Raw genomic sequence first — 19,950 nt, 5'->3', positions numbered from 1 at the left:
CACACTCCGTAGACAGTCATGCGTTCAGCGTAGCGCTTAATCGTCGGGGCATCACATTTGCGCCACCGGACACGGCCCGCCGGCATCGGCCCAGAGTTTGAATTGCGCGACGAAGATATCGTGCGGCACTGGCACCGGTGCGCGCCCTGCCCCGGGATTCCAGCCCCAGAGCACCAGTTTGTCTTCGCTGACGTGTTTTAACAGCGCGGCGAAATCACGATCACCATTGCTCGCGCGGTCCTTGATCAGCGCGCAGAGCTTGTCCGGGGGCAGGCCGATCCAGGCCATTTTGTGTGCCGCTGGCGGCAGGCTCCAGTGCGGCGCACCCGGCGGCGCATGGGGGCCATAACTGGCCGGCGGATTGCTTTCAGCATGACAGGTGGCGCAGGGCAAACCAGCGGCGCCCTTGCCATCCATGCCGCGCACTACATTCATCGCGTGAGGGATGCCGGCGTCGAACTGCAACGGCGAATCGCCGGGGATGTGGCAGTTCTGGCAGCGCGGGCTCTGAAAGACTTTCTGCACCGTGTCGAAGGCTTTCAAGGCCTGCTGATCCTCGGCAAACAGGTCCGAGGCATAGCCACCGAGGCCCAGCAACACGACGGTGCCCAACACAAGATGTCGTTTCATCTCACACCCCCGACAATTGCAGTGGCAGTTCGCGCAGGCGCTGCCCGGTCAAGGCGAACACTGCGTTGGCCACCGCCGGCGCGGTCGGTGGCACGCCGGGCTCGCCGATGCCGCCGGGTTTTTCACTGCTGGGGACGATGTGCACTTCCACCACCGGCATTTCGTTGAGCCGCAGCACCTGATAATCGTGATAGTTGGACTGCACGACGCCGCCGTCCTTGACGATGAGCTTGCTGTGCAACGCCATGCCGAGACCGAAGGTGATGCACGATTCCATCTGCGCGGCGATGCTCTGCGGATTCACCGCAATGCCGCAGTCCACCGCGCAGACCACCCGATGCACGCGGATCGCCAGATTGTCCTGCGACACCTCCGCCACTTGCGCCACGTAGCTGCCGAACGACTCGTGCACCGCCACGCCCAGAGCATGCCCGTCCGGCAACGGCGCGCCCCAGTTGGCCTTCTCCACCGCCAGATTGAGCACGCCGAGATGGCGCGGGTGCGCCTTGAGCAGCGTTCGTCGGTACTCCACCGGATCCTTGCCCGCCGCCGTCGCCAGTTCATCGATCAGCGATTCCATGACAAAACCCGTGTGGGTGTGGCCCACCGAACGCAGCCACAACACATTGATGCCGGTCTGCGGCGAATGCAGGTCGACCTGATGATGAGGCAGATCCTTGATGTACGGACTGTCGGCCACGCCCTCGACCGAGGTGGCATCGATGCCGTTCTTGACCATCGCTGCCTCGAGCATCGTCCCGGCCATGATCGACTGGCCGACCAGCACATGCTGCCAGCTCACCGGCAAACCATCAGCGCCCAGCCCGACCTGCGCCTTGTGCAGGTACATCGAGCGGTAGTAGCCGCCGCGAATGTCGTCCTCGCGCGCCCACACGGTTTTCACCGGCAGGTCCGCCGCTTTCGCCACTTGCACCGCTTCGGCGACGAAGTCCGAAGTCGGATTGGCGCGGCGACCGAAGCCACCGCCGAGAAATTCCGTGTGAATTTCGACCTGTTCGGGCTTGAGCCCGGTGATCTTGCTGGCGACCATTTGGTCCAGCGTCTGAAATTGCGTGCCGGTCCAGATCTCGCATTTTCCGGCGCTGATTTTCACCGTGCAATTGAGCGGTTCCATCGGCGCGTGGGCCAGATACGGCACGCTGTATTCGACCTCGATTTTTTTCGCGGCTTTGCCGAAATTGGCCTTGGCATCTCCAGCCTGCGTGGCCGAGGTGCCCGGCGTCGCCGCCAGTTTGCGGAAACTCTCGAGCAGCTTTTCACTGCTCATGTCGGCCAACGGCCCCAGGTCCCAATCGACCTTCAGCGCATCACGGCCCAGCTTCGCCGCCCAGAAATGCTCGGCCACCACCGCCACGCCGCTGGGCACCTGCACCACCTTGTGTACGCCGGGAATGGCCAGCGCTGCGGCGCCTTCGAAGGATTTCACCGTGGCGCCAAACACCGGCGCGCGGGCGACCATCGCGGTCATCAGGCCTTCGAACTGAACGTCCATGCCGAATCTGGCGCGGCCGGTGATCTTCTCCGGGGTATCGAGGCGCTTGGTCGGTTTGCCGATGACTTTCCAGTCCTTGGCTTCCTTGAAAGTGATGGTTTTCGGGTCAGGCACCGGCAGTTGCCCGGCGGCATCGGCCAGTTCGCCGTAGGTCGCGCGTTGGTCCCCGGCGATGACCACGCCGGACTCCGTGCGAATCGTCGACGGGGCGACGTCGAAGCGTTTCGCAGCCGCTTCCACCAGCATCTGCCGCGCCGTCGCCCCGGCGAGTCGATAGCGGTCAAATTCCATCCAGGTCGATGTCGAACCTCCGGTGATCTGCATGCCGCCAAATGCCGGCAAGCCGTAATCCGCCGCCGAGGCTGGCGAGTGCTCGACGCGGATTTTCGACCAGTCGGCGTCCAGTTCCTCGGCAATCAGCATGGTCAGGCCGGTCCAGATGCCCTGGCCCATTTCCGAATGACCGAGCAGGACAGTGACGTTGTTGTCCGCCGCGATGCGCAAAAACGCGTTGGGTGCGAAGGTCTTGTTTTCATTTTCTGCCGCCCGGGCAAAGCGGTTGGCCCCGGGCACCACAAACGCCACCATCAGGCCGCCGCTTAACAGTGCGCTGCCCTTGAGAAACCCGCGACGCGATACGGGACTGTTCATCGTTCATCTCCCAGAGAATGACTCAGCCGATTTCGGCGGCGCGTTTGACCGCAGCGCGAATGCGCGGATAGGTGCCGCAGCGGCAGATATTGCCGGAGAGCGCCTGATCGATATCGCTGTCGGTGGGCTTGGGAATTTTCGCCAGCAATGCGGCGGCGGACATGATCTGCCCGGACTGGCAATAACCGCACTGCACCACGTCCAGCTCGGCCCAGGCCTGCTGCACCGGGTGCGAGCCATCGGTGGACAAGCCCTCGATGGTGAGGATTTTCTGCCCATGGGCGACGGCAGTCGCCGGGGTAATGCAGGAGCGTAATGGCGCGCCGTCGACGTGCACGGTGCAGGCGCCGCACTGGGCCATGCCGCAACCGAACTTGGTCCCGGTCAGGTGCGCGATATCGCGCAGAACCCAGAGCAGCGGCATGTCGGCGGGGACATCGAGCTCTTGGTCCTTGCCATTGATATTCAGGGTCAGCATCAGCGGATTTCCTCAGGCTCACGGTGGTGCAAAGGGGCGTCGCTGTGGTCGCAAAAACCTACGGACGCCCGCGCTTATCCCTTTCAGCAAAGCCTAAATTGCGCAGCAAGCCACACGTTGTGACCAGCGGTCATGCAGACCCCGGCTTTGCTCCTACAGTTGATAACGGCTCGCACTGAGTCGTCGTATCTCTGCGCAACCGGCCCGCGAACCTCGCGGTTGTCCATCACAGGTCAGGAGTAACGAATATGGGCTTTGTCACCACTCGAGACGGCGTCGACATCTTCTACAAGGACTGGGGGCCGCGCGACGCGCCGGTGATCCACTTCCACCACGGCTGGCCGCTCAGCTCGGATGACTGGGATGCGCAAATGCTGTTTTTCCTGGCACAGGGCTTTCGGGTGATTGCTCATGATCGACGCGGGCATGGCCGCTCAAGCCAGGTCTGGGACGGCCACGACATGGATCACTACGCCGACGATGTGCTGGCAGTGGTCAATCATCTGGGTACGCGCGACGTTGTCCACGTCGGCCATTCCACCGGCGGCGGCGAAGTGATCCATTACATCGCCCGGCATGGTCAGGACAAGGTCAGCAAAGCGGTATTGATAAGCGCCGTACCACCGTTGATGGTGCAGACCGAAAGCAACCCGGGCGGCTTGCCGAAATCGGTGTTCGATGGCTTTCAAGAGCAGTTGGCGGCAAATCGTGCGCAGTTTTATCGCGATGTGCCGAGCGGACCTTTCTACGGCTACAACCGCCCGGGCGCCGAGCCGGCGGAAGGGATCATCGCCAACTGGTGGCGCCAAGGCATGATCGGCGGGGCCAAGGCGCATTACGACGGCATCGTCGCCTTCTCGCAGACCGACTTCACCGAAGACCTGAAAAAAGTCACCGTGCCGGTGCTGGTCATGCACGGCGAGGATGACCAGATCGTGCCTTACGCCAACTCCGCACCGTTATCGGCGAAACTGCTGCCCAACGGCACACTGAAGTCGTACCCGGGATTTCCGCATGGCATGCCGACGACGCAAGCGGAAACCATCAATGCGGATTTGTTGGCGTTTATTCGCGGTTAACAGAACTGAGGGTGTGCCCATAGCAGCGGACACCACAAAACAAATTGTGGGAGCGAGCCTGCTCGCGAAAGCGTTCGTTCAGCCACTTGCGTATTGACTGACCCAACGCCTTCGCGAGCAGGCTCGCTCCCACAGTTGGGATTGGGTATACCCGTCAGAGACTGGTCGGCTACAAGGCCGCCATCGCTGGCAAGCCAGCTCCCACAGTTGAAATTGGGTGTACCCGTCAGAGACTGGTCGGCTGGAAGGCCGCCATCGCTGGCAAGCCAGCTCCCACAGGGATCAGGGCAGGTCCGCTGTTCATTCGTATCTTTGAGATAGCTATCGCGAGCAGGCTCACTCCTACAAGAGCAAGAGCAAGAGCAAAAGATCGCAGCCTTCGGCAGCTCCTACAGTCTCCGCGTTCGCCTTAGGCCGAGTGTCAGCTCGCCTGCTTTTGATCTTGATCCACCGGCGACGTCGGAAGGCTGAGCGGAGGGATTGATCCGGGCGTGGGAGCGCAGCGACCGTCTGGCGCAGCCAGACACAGCGGAAGGAGGTGCAGCGAAGCAAACCGGAGCCGCTGCGCCCGGATCGATCCCGCAGCGAAGGAACCCGAGCCTGCGAGGGCCGAACGTAGGAGCAAGCCTTTTGGGTTACCTTTTTGGCGTTTGAAAAAGGTGACCCGCCGTAAGGGCGGAACCCTAAGCAGCCGTTACCGCAGCAATGGATATGTACCCACTCAAAAAAAACCACCGCCTGACAAAAAGCCTTCGCGAGCAGACTCGCCCCCACAGAAATCGCAAGCGTGCTGAAGGCTGAATCAATCCCCTATCCCTCTGCCCGCCCTTCGCCTTCACGATCACCACGGTAATGCCTGGCCAGCGGAAAATCCGGCAGCCACGATTCACGCCGCACAATCCAGCTCTCATAGGTCGGCTTCAACTGATCCGGCGCATCCAGCGCGCCGAGGCTCACCTCGACCTCATCAACACTGCGGTTGAACACCGACGAACCACAGCGCGGGCAGAAATCTCCATCGCGCCCGTGGTGTCACGCCCCCCCAGAGCCTATAACAGCCGGCGCTGCAATGCAGGCGCGTTTCAGATGAAAAAGCTCGATGTCACTGCGCTGCAACGGGCATTCGACGGCCAGAGCTAATACACTCAGGCGCTGACCTGCCGGGACAATCACGATGAAACACGCCGCTGCGAAAAACCCCGAGAAAGCCCCGCGCTTCTGGCGCGACGACGCCCTGCCCTTCATCGAAGCGCGGGCGATCGCGGATGGGCGTGAAGTCTGTTATGCGCGGCATTCCCATGCGCACTTTTCCATCGGCGCAATCACCGCCGGGCGCAGTACCTATGTGCATGAGCAGGCGCAGTATGAAGTGGCAGCAGGCACCGTGGTGCTGATGAATCCCGGCGATGTACACGCCTGCAATCCGATTGATGATCAGCCTTGGTCGTATGTGATGCTGTATGTCGAAACGCCGTGGCTGGCGGATTTGCAACATCAGTTGGGGTTTGCCGGGGAGCTGGAATTTCGGCGATTTTCCGACACGCATCTGGCTGATGCCGAGCTGTTCGGCAAATTGATGGGGTTGTATGAGGTTTTGCTCGACGACCAAATGGAGGCGCTGGCGAAACACAGCGCGGCGGTAGAGTTTTTCAGTGATTTGCAGGTCCGCCTCAATCCGGCAGATGAGCCCGTCGATGAGCCGAATTTCAAGCTGGAACGCGCCGCTGATTTCATCCGTGGACATTGCACCGAAGTGCTCAGCCTCGAGGCAATTTGCGCGGCGGCGCAGCTGTCGCCGTCATACCTGATTCGCGCGTTCAAGCAGCGCTACGGGATGACGCCCCATGCGTTCGTGGTCAACCAGCGCATCCAGTTCGCCCGCGAGCGCTTGCGCAGCGGCCAGTTGATTGCCGATGTCGCGCTCCAGGCCGGGTTTGCCGATCAGGCGCATTTTCAGCGAGCGTTCAAACAACATCTGGCGGCAACGCCGGGGCAGTATCGCGGCTGACTTCATACTCGAAGTTGAACACTGCCCCCCTTGTGGGAGCGAGCCTGCTCGCGAAAGCGGTGTGTCATTCAACACTTCACTGACTGATCCACCGCATTCGCGAGCAGGCTCGCTCCCACAGGGGGTTGTGGTGGGCCTGTCAATCAGGTGATCAGCAGATAACCCGCGCTCACCGCCAGCAACAACGCCATCAACCGATTGAACCAGCGCATCCCGGCGGCATTGCTCAGATAACCGCGCAAGAACGTCCCGGCATACGCCCAGCAGCCCACCGACAGATAGCAGATCACCAGATACACCGCCGCAAACTGCCAGACCAGCCGCGCCTCGCCGTCGGCGACAAACGCGCCCATGCCGGCGACGCATGCCAGCCAGGCCTTGGGGTTGAGCCATTGCATCACCGCGCCATAGAGCATCGACGGCGCACGGCCGGACTCGCTGGTGTTCAGTTGGCCGTCATCGCTGGCCAGTTTCCAGGCCATGAACAACAGAAACGCCACCCCGGCCCATTGCACCACGCGGGTCAGGAATGGCCACAATTGCAGGACTTCATGCAGGCCCAGGCCCATCAGCACCAGCAACAGCACAAACCCCAGCGTCGCCCCGGCCACGTGGCGTTGACTGGCACGAAAACCGTACTGCGCGCCGGAGCTCAAGGCGACGATATTGACCGGCCCGGGAGTGATGGATGCGGCGAGGGCAAATGCCGCCATGGAAAGAATCAGACTCATTGCACACCTGCTTCAATCGAGGAACGAGGTGGCTACGGTAGCGAGCGGGGGATTTGCGGTATTGAAGAAAATGACCCTGAGGCTGCGAATCTTCTGAGGGAGCGGTGGGTCAGTCAGCCCGGTGTTGGCTGGACTGACGTCTTCGCGAGCAGGCTCGCTCCCACAAGGTTTTGCGTGAGACTCAAATCTCGCACACCCCACAAGACCTGTGGGAGCGAGCCTGCTCGCGAAAGCGTTCGGTCAGTCACAACAGACTTGTCAGGACTGACGCCATCGCGAGCAAACTCCCCCTACAGCGGCAATCAGGCCAGGCGCGGCACGGTGAAGCGGAATTCGCTGCCCTGCCCCGGCTCGCTCTCGGCGACGATCTGGCCGCCATGGGCTTCGACGATGCCTTGGGTGATGTACAAACCCAGGCCAGTGCCGGTCGGGTTGCCTTCCTTTATCGTCCAGTAGCGATCAAACACATGCGGCAAGTGCTCCTTGGGAATGCCTTCACCACTGTCACGCACGATGAACACGATCTCGTCGCCCACCGATTTGGCGTGTACGCCGACGGTGCCCATGCGCGGGGTGAACTTGATGGCGTTGCCCACCAGGTTCGACAGCACTTGAAACAGCCGCTCGGGGTCGGCGTGGATGCGCAGGTCAGGATCGGCCTGGAAGGAAATGCTGATGTCCTTGTCATGGGCCAGCGGCGACAGCAACGCTTGGGCCTCTTCAAAGATGTGCCCGACCTCCAGCGCCTGCGGGGTGATCGAGTAACGCCCGGCATCGATTTTCGAGGTATCGAGCAGGTCTTCCAGCAACGTGTTCATCCGCGCCGTGGCCTGCTGCATGGTGTCGATTGCAGTGGAGATACGCCGCGAAGTGTGCGCGCCTTCCGAACTGAAGGCTTTCTGCATCATGCCGCAGAGCATCGAAATCACCGTCATCGGGTTGCGCAGGTCGTGGGAAACCACCGCCACCAGATCATCGCGCGCCTGCACAGCCGCCTGCTCGCGACGTACCTGACGGGCCAGATCGTTCTCCAGCGCCGAACGGCGCAGGTCATTGGCGGCGAACCGGTCACCGTGGCTCCACTTGGTGGAGATCCCGGCCATCTCGACCTTCCAGATCTCGAACGAAGTACGCGGACGCAGGCGCATCCCGGCGTCGGAGGTTTCCAGGTCCAGCGGCTTGCGCGGGTCACCGCTCCAGTTGATGTTTTCCTTCACTTCCGGACGGAACCACAGCACGCCGTTGTCCACCGGTTTGGGCAGGCTCATGGCGAGCACACCGCTGGCCACAGACTGATACTGCGCCGCCGGCGGGTAAACGCTGGACAGGTGATGGCTGGCGAACACCGGCTCGCCGCGCGCCTGCAACCACTTGTGCAGCGCGCGAATTTCTTCCGGCGCCGGGCAGTTGCCGTAACGGTGCAACTGCTTGTCTTCGATGATCGCGATGCCGCCGGCATTGACCAGCGCCATCAGCGTCGCTGGCTGCTGGGCGAGGCCGTCGAAAACATTTTGCGGCGAATCGACCATCGCCTGATTGAGCCGCGCCAGCGCTTCGACCTTCTCTTCACGCTGGCGGGTCAGTTCAAGGGTTTCCATGGCACTGATCTGCAACGACAGGACCTGGCCGATGGTCTGGCAAGCCATGCGCAATTCATGCGGCACGTGCAGCGGCTGGCGATTGCCGCAGCTGATCAGGCCCCAGAGCTTGTCGCCCTTGAGCAGGGAAATGCTCATCGACGACAGCACGCCCATGTTCTTCATGTACTGACAGTGAATCGGCGAGACGCTGCGCAGCGTGGCGAAACTGAGGTCCAGCGGCGTTTGCGTGTCCGGGCGCAGCTTCGGCACCAGTGGCACTGGCTGATAATCGGCGTTGGGGATGATCCGCAGCCAATTGGTGCGGTACAGCTCGCGCGCCTGCTCGGGAATGTCCGAAGCCGGGAAGAACAGGCCGTTGAACACTTCCATCGACGGATCGGACGCTTCGGCGATGACCTGACCGTGGCCCTCTTCCTCGAAGCGATAGATCAGCACCCGGTCGTAACCGGTCATCGCCTGGATTTCCTTGACGCTGATGTCGTACAGGGCCTGCAGCGTGGTCGCCGCTTGCAGGCGCTGGAGCATGCGGCCCAAGTGAGTGTTGACCCCGGCGACGTTGCGCGGCTGGAAATTCTTCACATGGATTTCCAGCTCGAGAATCAGCACGCCCTGATGGCGGTGCAGCAAACCTTCGAATTCAGTGCCGTTGAGCTCGAATCGCAGCGGCGCCGCCTCGGAAAACGCTGTCTGCTGCAAGGCTTCGAGCACGTGCGCGGTGTGTTCGGCGCCGATCAGGCTGTGCAGCGGCTGGCCGATCAGCGATTCGGGCGCGCGGGCCAGCAGGGTTTCGACGTTGGCGCTGACCTGAATGATCTGCAGCGCAGGCTCGGTCAGGGTCAGCAGCAAACCATGGGGCTGGATCGCGCCAGGAAAACGGATCGGCTCGTCGGCACAGTTGGCCAGCAGTTCTTCAAAGGCTTGTGGGTCTTGCGGGTTCATGCCAGTACCTCCTGGCGCTCGAGCCACTGCTCGAAACAGCTGAATGTGGTTTGTGCTGCGCTGACCACGGCCGCGCGTTCGCTGGCCGCCATGGGCCGGTTGCTCAGGTATTCGATGAACTCGCGCCAGCGCCGCCCGGTGGCCGCGCCGTAGACATCGAGGAAGGCAGCGCCATTGTCGGCGTCCAGATTCAGCCGCGCGGCGATCTCCCGACGCAGGATCTGCCCGCCGAGAGTCGCGCCTTCGAGCACGTACAAAACACCGAGACTGGCGGCGCTGGAGTCGATCACCGGCAAGTCCTCGCACAGCGGCAAATCATTGGTCGTCGCGCCCAGCGCGCGCAGGTCGGCGTGCAAGGTCTCGGCCTTCAAACGAGGCGTCAGATCGAAATCATCCGGGACAGCGCCACTGGCGAGCAACGCCCGTTCCAGCGGCTGATAAAAACCGTAATAGGCCGCCATCAAGCGCTCGAATGCGGGGGTATCGAGGGTATCGGTAAAAAAAGGAAGGCGTTTTTCCAGTGCGATGTGCAGTTCGGCTGTGCCGGCCCGCAGATCTTGCAGCACCGGTGGCACATAAACCTCACGGGCCTTTGCTTGCATGTAGATCGCTCTTGGTGGGACCCGGCAGGGGCCATTCTGGGTGGGCTCGACGTGGGGGGAATTTATCACGCCACGCGGCTTTTTCTGCCTGCCGAAGCGTTTTTTCTGTCGAACTGCGACCCTATGACAGGTTCAGAGTGGCGCCGGATCAGAAAAGTTCGACCGACGCCATTATCCTGCCACTGCTGACCACCTCAATCAGCGCCGTCGTTCTGCACCGATGGATCGCCGTTGGCCGGTACGCTGCTGTCGGCAACAGGTTTCGAAGAATTATTTTTTTCGGCCCCGGGATAACCGGGCAGACCGCGAGTATCGTCCCTCGTCATGACATCTTCGTTGTCACGGCTGACATCCCAGTCGGTGGTGGCGTTAGGGTCTTCATCACGCCCGGCCGTGCCGATGGCGAAGCCGTCGTCGTTGGGATTGACGGTTTGGTTAAGCGCTTTGTCGTTGCTGGATGGGTTGCTCATGTCTGCCTCCAGAACACGTTGATCGGACTTGTTTGGAAACGCCTTGGCCGCTCAAGTGCAATGGACAAGACCAACGGTGCATTCGCGGGGCACTGGTCGCCTGGCGTGAACCACCGCAACAGCGCACGGTTCTCAAGAGAACCACTTGCTCGAGCACCGTCATGAGCCACCCGCAATTCGGCATTGAGGAAGAGTACTTTCTCACTGACCTGCAGAGCCTGCGCATGGTCGGCAGTCCGCCCCCACAGGCCATCGAGGTTTGCCGGGCGGCGCTGGGTGTTTGGTTTGCCACAGAGATGTTTCAGGGCCAGATCGAAGTGGCTTCGCCGGTATTCAGCGATTTCGAGCACGCCAGTGATTTTCTGCGTGGCAGCCGTCAGGCCTTGCGCGCGGCCCTGGAGCCATTTGCTCTGGGCGTGCTCAGCGCCGGCAGTCATCCGCTGGCCGACTGGCGCGAGCAGGTTCCGACCGACGAGGAACATTTCCATCATCTGTTCGAGCGCTACGGCCATGTTGCCCGCCGCAGCGTGTTGTCGGGGCTGCATGTGCACGTCGAGGTGATCGAGCCGCTGGATCGCATCGCCGTGATGAACGAAGTTTTGCCGTGGACGCCGCTGCTGTTGGCGCTGAGTTGTTCGTCGCCGATCTGGGATGGCGCCGCCAGCGGTTTCATGAGCTATCGGCAGACCGCGTGTGACGAGTGGCCACGCATGGGCATCCCGCCGCTGTTTGCCGATCAGCGCCATTACGACGAACACTTGGCGTTTCTCATGCGTATCGGCGCGATCAGCCAGCCCGGCGAGTGTTGGTGGGGCGTGCGCCCGGCCGCGCGTTTTCCGACCCTGGAGCTGCGTATGACTGACGCTTGCCCTCGGGTCGACGATGCGCTGACCCTCGCGGCGTTTTTCCGGGTATTGGTGGCTCATGCCAGTGCACAGCGGCGGCCCGGATTGCTCTATGACCAGACCGCGCGTTCGATGCTGGAGGAAAATCGCTGGCGGGCCAAACATCAGGGGATTCATGCGCGCTTTTTGGTCGAAGGCATCGACGGCGACTGTTCGCTCGCGCAATGGCTGGAACTGGCCGAGCAGCGTTTTGCCGAAACGGCACAGGTATTGGGCGCGGCGCAGTTGTTCGAACGTGCCCGGGCGATCATCGACAGCGGCACCAGCGCCGATCGGCAACTGGCGCTGTTCAATCTGGCGTCTGAACAAGCGCAAAACGGCCGCTCGGCCCTCGGGCAAGTGGCCGAGCTGCTGCTTCAGGAAACCGCTGGCTGATCGCTCTCGGACGGGCCTTTGAGTTCGACCTGATTGCCGTCCGGGTCGAAACAGTAAAGCGACAAGCCGTAACCCTCGGCGCCAAAACGCCTGGCGGCTTGTGCAACGGTCAGCCCGAACGATTGCAGATGGGCGATGAGCGCGGCTTCGTCGAACGGTTCTATGCGCAGACAGAAGTGATCGACGTTGCGCTTGTGCGCATCAGCGGCGCCGCCGCCCTTGCGCCCGAGTTCGCCGGCCAAATCGACGAGATCGATCATTGACGTACCGGCCCGCAGGTGCACCAGCCCCAGCGGCTGGTTATGCCTGACCACTTCGGCGCCGAACACCCCGGCGTAGAAATCGATGCTGCGTTGCAGGTCGGCGACGCGCAGAACGATGTGATCGATGCGCTGAATGGAAAACGGATGCATGAGTTGGCTTCCTCGAAAGCGGCGACCCGCTCATTGTGCTGCACAAGAGAAAAAATTCACTGTCGATTTTTCGGTGGAGCCATCGACAAAGCGGATTTACTCTCTGGCCATGAACATACCAGCCGCTGTCCTGCCGCCCCACGCCGAAATGGTTCGCGCCATGCTCGAGCGCGACACTGCCTATGAAGGCGTGTTCTTTACCGCCGTGAAAACCACCGGGATCTTTTGCCGCCCCAGTTGCACGGCGCGCAAGCCGAAACCGGAGAACGTCGAATTCTTCGCCCACGCCGACGAATGCCTATGCGCCGGTTATCGCGCCTGCCTGCGCTGCAAACCGCTGGACGCGGCAGCCATTGCCCCGGACTGGGTGCAGCGCCTGCTCAATGCGGTGGACGCCGATCCCGAACGGCGCTGGAGCGATGCGCAATTGCTCGCCGAGGGCATCGAACCGCTGAAACTGCGACGCTGGTTCAAGCAGCACTTTGGCATGACCTTCCACGCCTGGCTGCGCACACGTCGCCTCGGCATGGCCCTGGGCGGGATCAGGCAAGGCACCTCGATCGATCACGCGGCGTTCGACTCCGGCTACGAGTCGCTCAGTGGTTTCCGCGATGCGTTTCAGAAGTCCTTCCACATCACCCCGGGCCGCGCGGCCAATAGTGAACCGTTGCTGTTCACCCGCCTGACCACGCCGCTGGGGCCGATGATCGCCATGGCTGAGCAGCGTGGGCTGGTGTTGTTGGAGTTTCTCGATCGACCGGCGCTGACCCGCGAAGTCGAAGCGCTGCAGAATCGTTACGGCTACGCGATTGCACCGGGGCATAACGCCCACTTGCAGCAGATCGAGGTGCAACTGGCGGATTACTTTGCCGGCAAACTCACTCAGTTCAGCGTGCCGCTGCACCTGCCCGGCAGCGCTTTTGCACGCGAGGTGTGGGCGGCGCTGCTGCAAATCCCCTATGGCCGCACGAGCACGTACGGCGCCATCGCGGCGGGCTTGGGCAAACCCGGCGCCAGCCGTGCCGTCGGCCTGGCCAACGGGCACAATCGCCTGTCGATTGTGGTGCCGTGCCACCGAGTGATCGGCGCAGACGGCTCGCTGACCGGTTATGGTGGCGGACAACCGCGCAAGGCATTCCTGCTCAGGCTGGAAAACGCTGCGCTGCAAATGACTCAACAATTGGCTTTTTGAGCCTTGCGATCCAACAGGCAAACAGGGATTTCGATGAGTACGTTCGAATCACCGCAACATGGCTGACATGTATGAGATGGCCAGCGCTTTTCTGGCCGCGATAGACACTGACTGGCAGCGCCATGTCAGCGCCGTCGGGCCATGTCTGCATCAGCCACATCCGGCGCGCGCCCCGTATGAATCGCTGGTACGGGCGATTGCCTATCAGCAACTGCACGCCAAGGCCGGCGATGCGATCCTTGGGCGTTTGGTGGAGTTGTTCCCCGGCCAGGCGTTTCCGCGTCCGCAGCAGATTCTGGCTACCGAGGTCGAGCGACTGCGTGCTTGTGGTTTTTCGGCGAGCAAGATTGCGACGATTCAAGGGATCGCCCAGGCGTCGCTGGACGGCGTGGTGCCCGATTACCCGACTGCACGGGCGATGGACGATGAAACCCTGATCGAACGCCTGACCAGCCTGCGCGGGGTCGGCCGCTGGACCGTGGAGATGCTGTTGATCTACAGCCTCGAACGTATGGACATCCTGCCGGCGGATGATTTTGGCGTGCGTGAGGGATATCGGCGCTTGAAGGGACTGGAGGTGCAGCCAACGCGCAAACAGATGACCGAGATTGGCCAGGCGTGGAAACCTTATCGGACGGTTGCGGCCTGGTATCTGTGGCGCGTGGCCAAGGTTTAGACCGCGTTATCGTTCTTCGCGAGCAGGCTCGCTCCCACACTGAATCAGCGTTCGGCGCTCTGTTTCCGCGCTCCCGGGGTGAGGGGAAAATCGAACTGGCGCTGCAAATCTTCAGCCTTGAGAATCTCGAACAACGCCTGCGCCGCCGCCGACAGTTCATTGCCCGGCTCGGTCAACACGCCAATCGCCCGCTCCACAGAATCATTCAAGGTCAGGCAATGCGCGCCCAGCTCACGCATTTGCCCCGCGCACAATGCCGGCACCGCGCTGACCCCAAGCCCGCTGGCAACCATTCGCCCTACCGTCGCCAATTGATGGCTCTCGAACTCCACCGGCAACTTCATTCCGCGCGCCTGCAAATGCTCTTCCAGCATCACCCGCACCGTCGATGGCCGCTGCAGGGTGATGAACGGTTGCTCCAGCAAGGTCTGCCAATCGATGTCGGCGCGACCGGCCAGCGCTGAATCGGCCGGCACCACGGCGACAAAACGATCGACATATAAAGGCGTGAACGTCATCGACGTGCTCTGCATCGGCGCGAACGCCACACCGAGTTCAACCTGACGATCGCGGACCATTTCCAGTACTTGCTCGTTGATCACGTCGTTGACCGTCACGTTGACGTTCGGATAACGCGCGCGAAAGCTCTTGAGGATCGGCGGCAGCAGATTGCCGGCAAACGACGGCATCGCCGCCAGCGTCACGCGTCCGCGCTGCAGGCTGAAACGCTGGCGCATTTCGTCTTCGGCATTGTCCCAGTCGGCGATCAAGCGGCGCGCCAGCGGCAGCAGGGACTCGCCTTCCGGGGTCAACGCCACGTTACGCGTGTTACGGCTGAACAGACGCCCTCCCAGGCCCTCTTCCAGCGCCTTGATGGTCAGGCTGAGCGCTGACTGCGACAGGTGCAGACGCTCGCAGGCCACAGCAAAACTGAGGCTGTGGGCCACGGCGAGAAAGGCCCGAATCTGTTTGATGGTCATGGTCGCTTTGCTCCAGTTGCAAGCTGCAAGCGTCAAGCTGCAAGCCGTGATGCGATGGCCCTGATCGTTCCCACGCTCCTGCGTGGGAATGCAGCCCGTGACGCTCCGCGTCACTGGACGCGGAGCGTCCCTGGAGGCATTCCCGCGCGGAGCGTGGGAACGATCATCGCCGAACGCGTATTGGTGAGATTTATCAATCAATCCACCTTAAAAATCAACTTAACAAATATATCCAGCAGAGAGACACTCCAGTCATTCGGCTAGCCAGCCGCCCGCAAATAATAAAAGAGGTGCCTATGGCAGGTTTCGACAAGCGTGTGTATTCCTACGAGGAAGCGATGGCCGGGCTGGAAGACGGCATGACCGTCATCGCCGGCGGCTTTGGCCTGTGCGGCATTCCGGAAAACCTGATCGCCGAGATCAAGCGCAAGGGCACCCGTGACCTCACCGTCGTTTCCAACAACTGCGGCGTTGATGGTTTCGGCCTTGGCGTGCTGCTCACCGACCGCCAGATCAGCAAAGTCATCGCCTCTTACGTCGGCGAGAACAAACTGTTTGAAGAGCAACTGCTCAAGGGCGAGATCGAAGTCATCCTCACCCCGCAAGGCACCCTCGCCGAGAAGATGCGCGCAGGCGGCGCCGGCATTCCGGCGTTCTTCACCGCCACTGGCGTTGGCACCCCGGTTGCCGAAGGCAAGGAAGTGCGCGAGTTCAAGGGCCGCAAGTACCTGATGGAAGAGTCCATCACCGGCGACTTCGCCATCGTCAAAGGCTGGAAGGCCGACCATTTCGGTAACGTCGTTTACCGTCACACCGCGCAGAATTTCAACCCGTTGGCCGCGACCGCCGGCAAGATCACCGTGGTCGAAGTCGAAGAAATCGTCGAGCCCGGCGAACTCGACCCGACGCAGATCCACACCCCGGGCATCTACGTCGACCGGGTCATTTGCGGCACGTTCGAAAAACGCATCGAACAGCGCACCATCCGCAAATAATTCAGGCCTTCGGAGAACAACAACATGGCACTTACCCGCGAACAAATGGCTCAGCGCGTCGCCCGCGAAATGCAGGACGGCTACTACGTGAACCTCGGCATCGGCATTCCGACCCTGGTCGCCAACTACATCCCCGAAGGCATGGAAGTCATGCTGCAATCGGAAAACGGCCTGCTCGGCATGGGTCCGTTCCCGACCGAAGAAACCATCGATGCCGACATGATCAACGCCGGCAAACAAACGGTGACTGCACGGATCGGCGCGTCGATCTTCAATTCCGCCGAATCCTTCGCGATGATCCGCGGCGGCCATGTCGACCTGACCGTGCTCGGCGCGTTCGAGGTCGACGTCGAAGGCAACATCGCTTCGTGGATGATCCCCGGCAAACTGGTCAAGGGCATGGGCGGCGCGATGGATCTGGTGGCCGGCGCCGACAACATCATTGTCATCATGACCCACGCGTCCAAGGACGGTGAGTCCAAGCTGCTGGCCAAGTGCAGCCTGCCGCTGACCGGTGCCTGCTGCATCAAGCGCGTACTGACCGACCTCGCCTATCTGGAAATCGAAAATGGCGCTTTTGTCCTCAAGGAACGCGCACCTGGCGTCAGTGTTGAGGAAATCGTCGCCAAAACCGCTGGTAAACTGATCGTCCCGGATCACGTACCGGAAATGCAGTTCGCTGCCCAGTGAGGAATTCGAAAATGCAAGACGTCGTCATTGTTGCCGCCACGCGTACCGCGATCGGCAGTTTTCAGGGCTCCCTGGCCAATGTATCCGCTGTAGACCTGGGCGCGGCGGTGATCCGCCAGTTGCTCGAGCAGACCGGCCTGGACGGGGCGCAGGTCGATGAAGTGATCATGGGCCAGGTGCTCACCGCTGGCGCCGGGCAGAACCCGGCACGTCAGGCCGCGATCAAGGCTGGCCTGCCCCACGCCGTACCGGCCATGACCCTGAACAAGGTATGCGGTTCGGGCCTCAAGGCTCTGCACCTGGGCGCGCAAGCGATCCGTTGCGGCGACGCCGAGGTGATCATCGCCGGCGGTCAGGAGAACATGAGCCTGTCCAACTACATCATGCCGGGTGCGCGCACCGGCCTGCGCATGGGCCACGCGCAAATCGTCGACACCATGATCAGCGATGGCCTGTGGGATGCGTTCAACGATTACCACATGGGCATCACTGCCGAGAATCTGGTCGACAAATACCAGATCAGCCGCGAACAGCAGGACGCCTTCGCTGCCGCTTCCCAGCAGAAAGCTGCCGCTGCAATCGAGGCCGGGCGCTTCGTTGATGAAATCACGCCGATCCTGATCCCGCAGCGCAAAGGCGATCCGCTCGCGTTCCAGGTCGACGAGCAGCCACGCGGCGATACCACCGCACAATCTCTGGCGAAACTGCGTCCGGCGTTCAAAAAGGACGGCAGCGTCACCGCTGGCAACGCCTCGTCGCTGAACGACGGTGCCGCCGCCGTGATTCTGATGAGTGCCGAGAAAGCCAAATCGCTGGGCCTGCCGGTTCTGGCGAAAATTGCTGCGTACGCCAACGCTGGCGTCGACCCGGCGATCATGGGCATCGGCCCGGTATCGGCGACCCGCCGCTGCCTGGACAAGGCCGGCTGGAGCATCGATCAGCTCGACCTGATCGAAGCCAACGAAGCGTTCGCTGCGCAATCGCTGGCCGTGGCCAAAGACCTGCAATGGGATCTGGACAAGGTCAACGTCAACGGCGGCGCCATCGCCCTCGGCCACCCGATCGGCGCATCAGGTTGCCGCGTGCTGGTGACATTGCTGCACGAGATGCTCAAGCGCGATGCGAAAAAAGGTCTGGCGACCTTGTGCATCGGCGGCGGTCAGGGCGTGGCTTTGGCGCTGGAACGCGGCTGATACGGAGTTCAAGGTTGACGGCGGATCCACGACATCCGCTGTTGGCTGGCAACAAAAAACCCGGTGCGATTTGCGTTGCACCGGGTTTCTTTTTGCCTGTCTACAATCGGTGGTGAATGTTCTGGCCCCTTCGCGAGCAGGCTCGCTCCCACATTCTGCAACGCATTTCCCTGTGGGAGCGAGCCTGCTCGCGAAAGCGCTTGTTCAGGCGCCAACCACTCAAGGCTTGCGCAACAGATAGGTATCCATAATCCACCCATGCTCCGCTCGTGCCGCCTTGCGCACCCTTTCGATCTCATCGGCCACATCCGCCAGCTTGCCGCTGAGCAGAATCTCGTCCGGCGTGCCCAGGTAAGCGCCCCAGAAAATGTCGGTCTGCCGATCCGCCACCCGCTGGTACGAATCCTCGGCATCGAGCATTACTACCAGACTGTCCGCTTCACTCACCTGCCCCGCCGCCAATCGCCGGCCTGTGGTGATTTCTACTGAGCGACCAATCGTGTTCAAAGGTATTTTGTGCTGCGCAGCCAGGGCCTGAACGCTGGTGATCCCCGGTATCACTTCGTATTCAAACTGACAGCGGCCTGATGCCTGAATCGCCTGAAGAATCCGCAGTGTGCTGTCGTACAACGCCGGATCGCCCCAGATCAGGAATCCGCCGCACTGGCCGTCGGACAATTCTTCATTGATCAGCCGTTCGAAGGTCTGCTGCTTGGCGAGGTTCAGTGCATCGACGCTCGCTGTGTAGTCGACATCGCCGCGCTCCCGCTCCGGGCTGCTGGCTTCGACAAAGCGATAAGCGTGGTCAGTGATGTAGCGCTCGCAGATCTCCCGGCGCAGGTCGATCAGCGTCTGCTTGCTCTGGCCTTTATCCAGCAGAAAGAACACATCGACCCGATTCAGCGCTTTCACCGCCTGCATGGTGATGTAGTCCGGGTTGCCCGCGCCAATGCCGATGACCAGCAACTGTTTCATCAGTATTCCTCGTCAAGGGCCATGCCCGGCAAGCGTAGCCGCCAGATGCCATTGAAGCGCAAGGCGATCATCGCCAGGGGCTCGACGTCGATTGCGTGGAACGCCGCGCCCTGCAGCACCTGCATTAGCGCCGCGCGAATGACGAAAGGATGCGTGACTGCCACTACATGTACTGGGGTTTCGGCAATGGAGTCCAGCCACATTGAGACCCGCTGCGTCAGTTGCCTGACCGATTCGCCGCCGTGGGGTGCGGCTTCAGGATCGGCCAGCCAGGCTTGCAAAGCCTGGTTTTCATTGGCTTGCAGATCCTTGATCGATTGCCCGTGCCAGCGTCCCCAATCGCAATCGCGCAGAGCTTGATCAATCTGCGCATCGACGCCAAACCATGCTGCCGTTTGCTGAGTTCTCAACTCCGGGGCACACACCAGCCGCCGTGTTACCGCCAATCGCGCCCTGAACGCGTCGGACGGAACAGCCAGATTTTCAACAGGCTCGTCCGTAGGAAAACGCGCCAGTTTCTGTGCGATGGTTCGCGCATGGCAAATCAGTGTCAAACGGCTACTTGGCACAAGCAGGTTCTCGGTCGAAAGATAAAACAAACAATGGCACACAGCCGATACGCGTCGCATTGTGCCGTAAAACCTCGGCGTTCAGGGTTGTCACCGGCCAGTCGCTGAGCTTGGGATAGGCAATGTCTGACACAGCAATCGGCAAAGGACTACAACAGCGCGTTATTTCGACGTAGCCCTTATTACACGGGCACCTTGCACACTTTTGGTGCTCGAAAAACCTGTACAAAAATTCGCTAGACATGTAGCACCCATTACATAAATACTCTTTTAACGGAATGTGAA

19 protein-coding genes and 1 pseudogene are annotated in these 19,950 nt (G+C 61.4%); 8 read left to right on the top strand and 12 right to left on the bottom strand.

The genetic code is table 11. The features are described 5' to 3' along the window. Positions 1-51 precede the first annotated feature (51 nt). Genes FEE99_RS15060 through FEE99_RS15050 form a run of 3 tightly spaced genes read right to left on the bottom strand, consistent with a single transcriptional unit; the run spans position 52 to position 3,272 of the window. On the bottom strand, positions 52-630 hold the full coding sequence (locus FEE99_RS15060; RefSeq protein WP_041478644.1) for a hypothetical protein: 579 nt from the start codon (positions 628-630) through the stop codon (positions 52-54). 1 nt (position 631) lies between these two features. After that, complete coding sequence (locus tag FEE99_RS15055) at positions 632-2,794, bottom strand: xanthine dehydrogenase family protein molybdopterin-binding subunit (RefSeq protein WP_041478643.1); 2,163 nt, start codon at positions 2,792-2,794, stop codon at positions 632-634. 22 nt (positions 2,795-2,816) lie between these two features. Then, entirely contained in the window at positions 2,817-3,272 is a 456-nt protein-coding gene (locus tag FEE99_RS15050; protein ID WP_041478642.1) for a (2Fe-2S)-binding protein, read from the bottom strand. A 248-nt stretch (positions 3,273-3,520) separates the two neighbouring features. Between FEE99_RS15050 and FEE99_RS15045 the strand changes: the two genes are divergently transcribed. After that, positions 3,521-4,351, top strand: a complete 831-nt coding sequence (locus FEE99_RS15045; protein WP_041478641.1) for an alpha/beta fold hydrolase — start codon at positions 3,521-3,523, stop codon at positions 4,349-4,351. A gap of 810 nt (positions 4,352-5,161) precedes the next feature. On the opposite strand, the pseudogene FEE99_RS15040 reads toward FEE99_RS15045, so the two are convergent. After that, positions 5,162-5,362: pseudogene (locus tag FEE99_RS15040) on the bottom strand (GFA family protein); the annotation flags it as partial. Positions 5,363-5,525: 163 nt separating this feature from the next. Between FEE99_RS15040 and FEE99_RS15035 the strand changes: the two are divergent. Further along, entirely contained in the window at positions 5,526-6,359 is an 834-nt protein-coding gene (locus FEE99_RS15035; RefSeq protein ID WP_041478640.1) for an AraC family transcriptional regulator, read from the top strand. A 143-nt stretch (positions 6,360-6,502) separates the two neighbouring features. On the opposite strand, the gene FEE99_RS15030 is transcribed toward FEE99_RS15035, so the two are convergent. From FEE99_RS15030 to FEE99_RS15015, 4 genes are all read right to left on the bottom strand, one after another. Continuing rightward, on the bottom strand, positions 6,503-7,090 hold the full coding sequence (locus FEE99_RS15030) for a LysE family translocator (protein WP_041478639.1): 588 nt from the start codon (positions 7,088-7,090) through the stop codon (positions 6,503-6,505). 302 nt (positions 7,091-7,392) lie between these two features. After that, positions 7,393-9,630: an ATP-binding protein gene (locus tag FEE99_RS15025; protein ID WP_041478638.1), complete on the bottom strand. Its 2,238-nt coding sequence runs from the start codon at positions 9,628-9,630 to the stop codon at positions 7,393-7,395. Then, positions 9,627-10,232: a biliverdin-producing heme oxygenase gene (locus FEE99_RS15020; protein WP_041478637.1), complete on the bottom strand. Its 606-nt coding sequence runs from the start codon at positions 10,230-10,232 to the stop codon at positions 9,627-9,629. Before FEE99_RS15020 ends, FEE99_RS15025 begins: the two co-directional genes overlap by 4 nt. A gap of 194 nt (positions 10,233-10,426) precedes the next feature. Then, on the bottom strand, positions 10,427-10,702 hold the full coding sequence (locus tag FEE99_RS15015) for a hypothetical protein (protein ID WP_041478636.1): 276 nt from the start codon (positions 10,700-10,702) through the stop codon (positions 10,427-10,429). A 161-nt stretch (positions 10,703-10,863) separates the two neighbouring features. Here FEE99_RS15015 and FEE99_RS15010 point away from each other — a divergent pair, with 161 nt between their 5' ends. After that, positions 10,864-11,982, top strand: a complete 1,119-nt coding sequence (locus FEE99_RS15010) for a carboxylate-amine ligase (RefSeq protein ID WP_041478635.1) — start codon at positions 10,864-10,866, stop codon at positions 11,980-11,982. Here FEE99_RS15010 and FEE99_RS15005 read toward each other — a convergent pair. Beyond that, positions 11,964-12,395 carry a VOC family protein gene (locus FEE99_RS15005; RefSeq protein ID WP_041478634.1) on the bottom strand — a complete coding sequence of 144 codons (432 nt, stop codon included), beginning with the start codon at positions 12,393-12,395 and terminating at the stop codon, positions 11,964-11,966. The genes FEE99_RS15010 and FEE99_RS15005 overlap by 19 nt on opposite strands. Before the next feature lie 109 nt (positions 12,396-12,504). Here FEE99_RS15005 and FEE99_RS15000 point away from each other — a divergent pair, with 109 nt between their 5' ends. Both FEE99_RS15000 and FEE99_RS14995 read left to right on the top strand, forming a co-directional pair. Then, entirely contained in the window at positions 12,505-13,587 is a 1,083-nt protein-coding gene (locus FEE99_RS15000; RefSeq protein ID WP_041478633.1) for a bifunctional transcriptional activator/DNA repair enzyme AdaA, read from the top strand. A gap of 58 nt (positions 13,588-13,645) precedes the next feature. After that, a complete protein-coding gene (locus FEE99_RS14995) occupies positions 13,646-14,263 on the top strand; it encodes a DNA-3-methyladenine glycosylase family protein (protein WP_041478632.1) in 618 nt (205 codons plus the stop codon). A gap of 44 nt (positions 14,264-14,307) precedes the next feature. On the opposite strand, the gene FEE99_RS14990 is transcribed toward FEE99_RS14995, so the two are convergent. After that, on the bottom strand, positions 14,308-15,243 hold the full coding sequence (locus tag FEE99_RS14990) for a LysR family transcriptional regulator (protein WP_041478631.1): 936 nt from the start codon (positions 15,241-15,243) through the stop codon (positions 14,308-14,310). 296 nt (positions 15,244-15,539) lie between these two features. On the opposite strand from FEE99_RS14990, the gene FEE99_RS14985 reads away from it, so the two are divergent. The 3 genes from FEE99_RS14985 to FEE99_RS14975 are packed head-to-tail and all read left to right on the top strand — an operon-like array spanning position 15,540 to position 18,121. Beyond that, the gene (locus FEE99_RS14985; protein WP_016774135.1) at positions 15,540-16,238 is read left to right on the top strand and encodes a CoA transferase subunit A; all 699 of its coding nucleotides are present in this window, start codon (positions 15,540-15,542) and stop codon (positions 16,236-16,238) included. Between the two features lie 24 nt (positions 16,239-16,262). Beyond that, a complete protein-coding gene (locus FEE99_RS14980) occupies positions 16,263-16,928 on the top strand; it encodes a CoA transferase subunit B (protein ID WP_041478630.1) in 666 nt (221 codons plus the stop codon). 11 nt (positions 16,929-16,939) lie between these two features. Then, positions 16,940-18,121: an acetyl-CoA C-acetyltransferase gene (locus tag FEE99_RS14975; RefSeq protein ID WP_041478629.1), complete on the top strand. Its 1,182-nt coding sequence runs from the start codon at positions 16,940-16,942 to the stop codon at positions 18,119-18,121. 219 nt (positions 18,122-18,340) lie between these two features. Here FEE99_RS14975 and cobF read toward each other — a convergent pair whose 3' ends face one another. Together cobF and FEE99_RS14965 are read right to left on the bottom strand one after the other, a co-directional pair. Further along, positions 18,341-19,096: a precorrin-6A synthase (deacetylating) gene (cobF, locus tag FEE99_RS14970; RefSeq protein ID WP_041478628.1), complete on the bottom strand. Its 756-nt coding sequence runs from the start codon at positions 19,094-19,096 to the stop codon at positions 18,341-18,343. Beyond that, on the bottom strand, positions 19,096-19,725 hold the full coding sequence (locus tag FEE99_RS14965; protein ID WP_221264914.1) for a histidine phosphatase family protein: 630 nt from the start codon (positions 19,723-19,725) through the stop codon (positions 19,096-19,098). Before FEE99_RS14965 ends, cobF begins: the two co-directional genes overlap by 1 nt. Positions 19,726-19,950 lie beyond the last annotated feature (225 nt).

The sequence above is a fragment of the Pseudomonas sp. ef1 genome (assembly GCF_007293365.2).
GTDB lineage: Bacteria > Pseudomonadota > Gammaproteobacteria > Pseudomonadales > Pseudomonadaceae > Aquipseudomonas > Aquipseudomonas siliginis.
The sequence above is the reverse complement of the archived record's forward strand: the minus strand, read 5'-3'. Positions and strand labels throughout refer to the sequence as shown.

Excerpts from the sequence above, each read along its gene's own strand:
- FEE99_RS14990 (WP_041478631.1), bottom strand. The coding sequence starts at position 15,243 with ATGACCATCAAACAGATTCGGGCCTTTCTCGCCGTGGCCCACAGCCTC.
- FEE99_RS15060 (WP_041478644.1), bottom strand. The coding sequence starts at position 630 with ATGAAACGACATCTTGTGTTGGGCACCGTCGTGTTGCTGGGCCTCGGT.
- FEE99_RS15000 (WP_041478633.1), top strand. The coding sequence starts at position 12,505 with ATGAACATACCAGCCGCTGTCCTGCCGCCCCACGCCGAAATGGTTCGC.
- FEE99_RS15050 (WP_041478642.1), bottom strand. The coding sequence starts at position 3,272 with ATGCTGACCCTGAATATCAATGGCAAGGACCAAGAGCTCGATGTCCCC.
- FEE99_RS15010 (WP_041478635.1), top strand. The coding sequence starts at position 10,864 with ATGAGCCACCCGCAATTCGGCATTGAGGAAGAGTACTTTCTCACTGAC.
- FEE99_RS14980 (WP_041478630.1), top strand. The coding sequence starts at position 16,263 with ATGGCACTTACCCGCGAACAAATGGCTCAGCGCGTCGCCCGCGAAATG.
- cobF (WP_041478628.1), bottom strand. The coding sequence starts at position 19,096 with ATGAAACAGTTGCTGGTCATCGGCATTGGCGCGGGCAACCCGGACTAC.
- FEE99_RS15015 (WP_041478636.1), bottom strand. The coding sequence starts at position 10,702 with ATGAGCAACCCATCCAGCAACGACAAAGCGCTTAACCAAACCGTCAAT.
- FEE99_RS14975 (WP_041478629.1), top strand. The coding sequence starts at position 16,940 with ATGCAAGACGTCGTCATTGTTGCCGCCACGCGTACCGCGATCGGCAGT.
- FEE99_RS14995 (WP_041478632.1), top strand. The coding sequence starts at position 13,646 with ATGGCTGACATGTATGAGATGGCCAGCGCTTTTCTGGCCGCGATAGAC.
- FEE99_RS15030 (WP_041478639.1), bottom strand. The coding sequence starts at position 7,090 with ATGAGTCTGATTCTTTCCATGGCGGCATTTGCCCTCGCCGCATCCATC.
- FEE99_RS15020 (WP_041478637.1), bottom strand. The coding sequence starts at position 10,232 with ATGCAAGCAAAGGCCCGTGAGGTTTATGTGCCACCGGTGCTGCAAGAT.
- FEE99_RS15025 (WP_041478638.1), bottom strand. The coding sequence starts at position 9,630 with ATGAACCCGCAAGACCCACAAGCCTTTGAAGAACTGCTGGCCAACTGT.
- FEE99_RS14965 (WP_221264914.1), bottom strand. The coding sequence starts at position 19,725 with ATGCGACGCGTATCGGCTGTGTGCCATTGTTTGTTTTATCTTTCGACC.
- FEE99_RS15005 (WP_041478634.1), bottom strand. The coding sequence starts at position 12,395 with ATGCATCCGTTTTCCATTCAGCGCATCGATCACATCGTTCTGCGCGTC.
- FEE99_RS15035 (WP_041478640.1), top strand. The coding sequence starts at position 5,526 with ATGAAACACGCCGCTGCGAAAAACCCCGAGAAAGCCCCGCGCTTCTGG.
- FEE99_RS15045 (WP_041478641.1), top strand. The coding sequence starts at position 3,521 with ATGGGCTTTGTCACCACTCGAGACGGCGTCGACATCTTCTACAAGGAC.
- FEE99_RS14985 (WP_016774135.1), top strand. The coding sequence starts at position 15,540 with ATGGCAGGTTTCGACAAGCGTGTGTATTCCTACGAGGAAGCGATGGCC.
- FEE99_RS15055 (WP_041478643.1), bottom strand. The coding sequence starts at position 2,794 with ATGAACAGTCCCGTATCGCGTCGCGGGTTTCTCAAGGGCAGCGCACTG.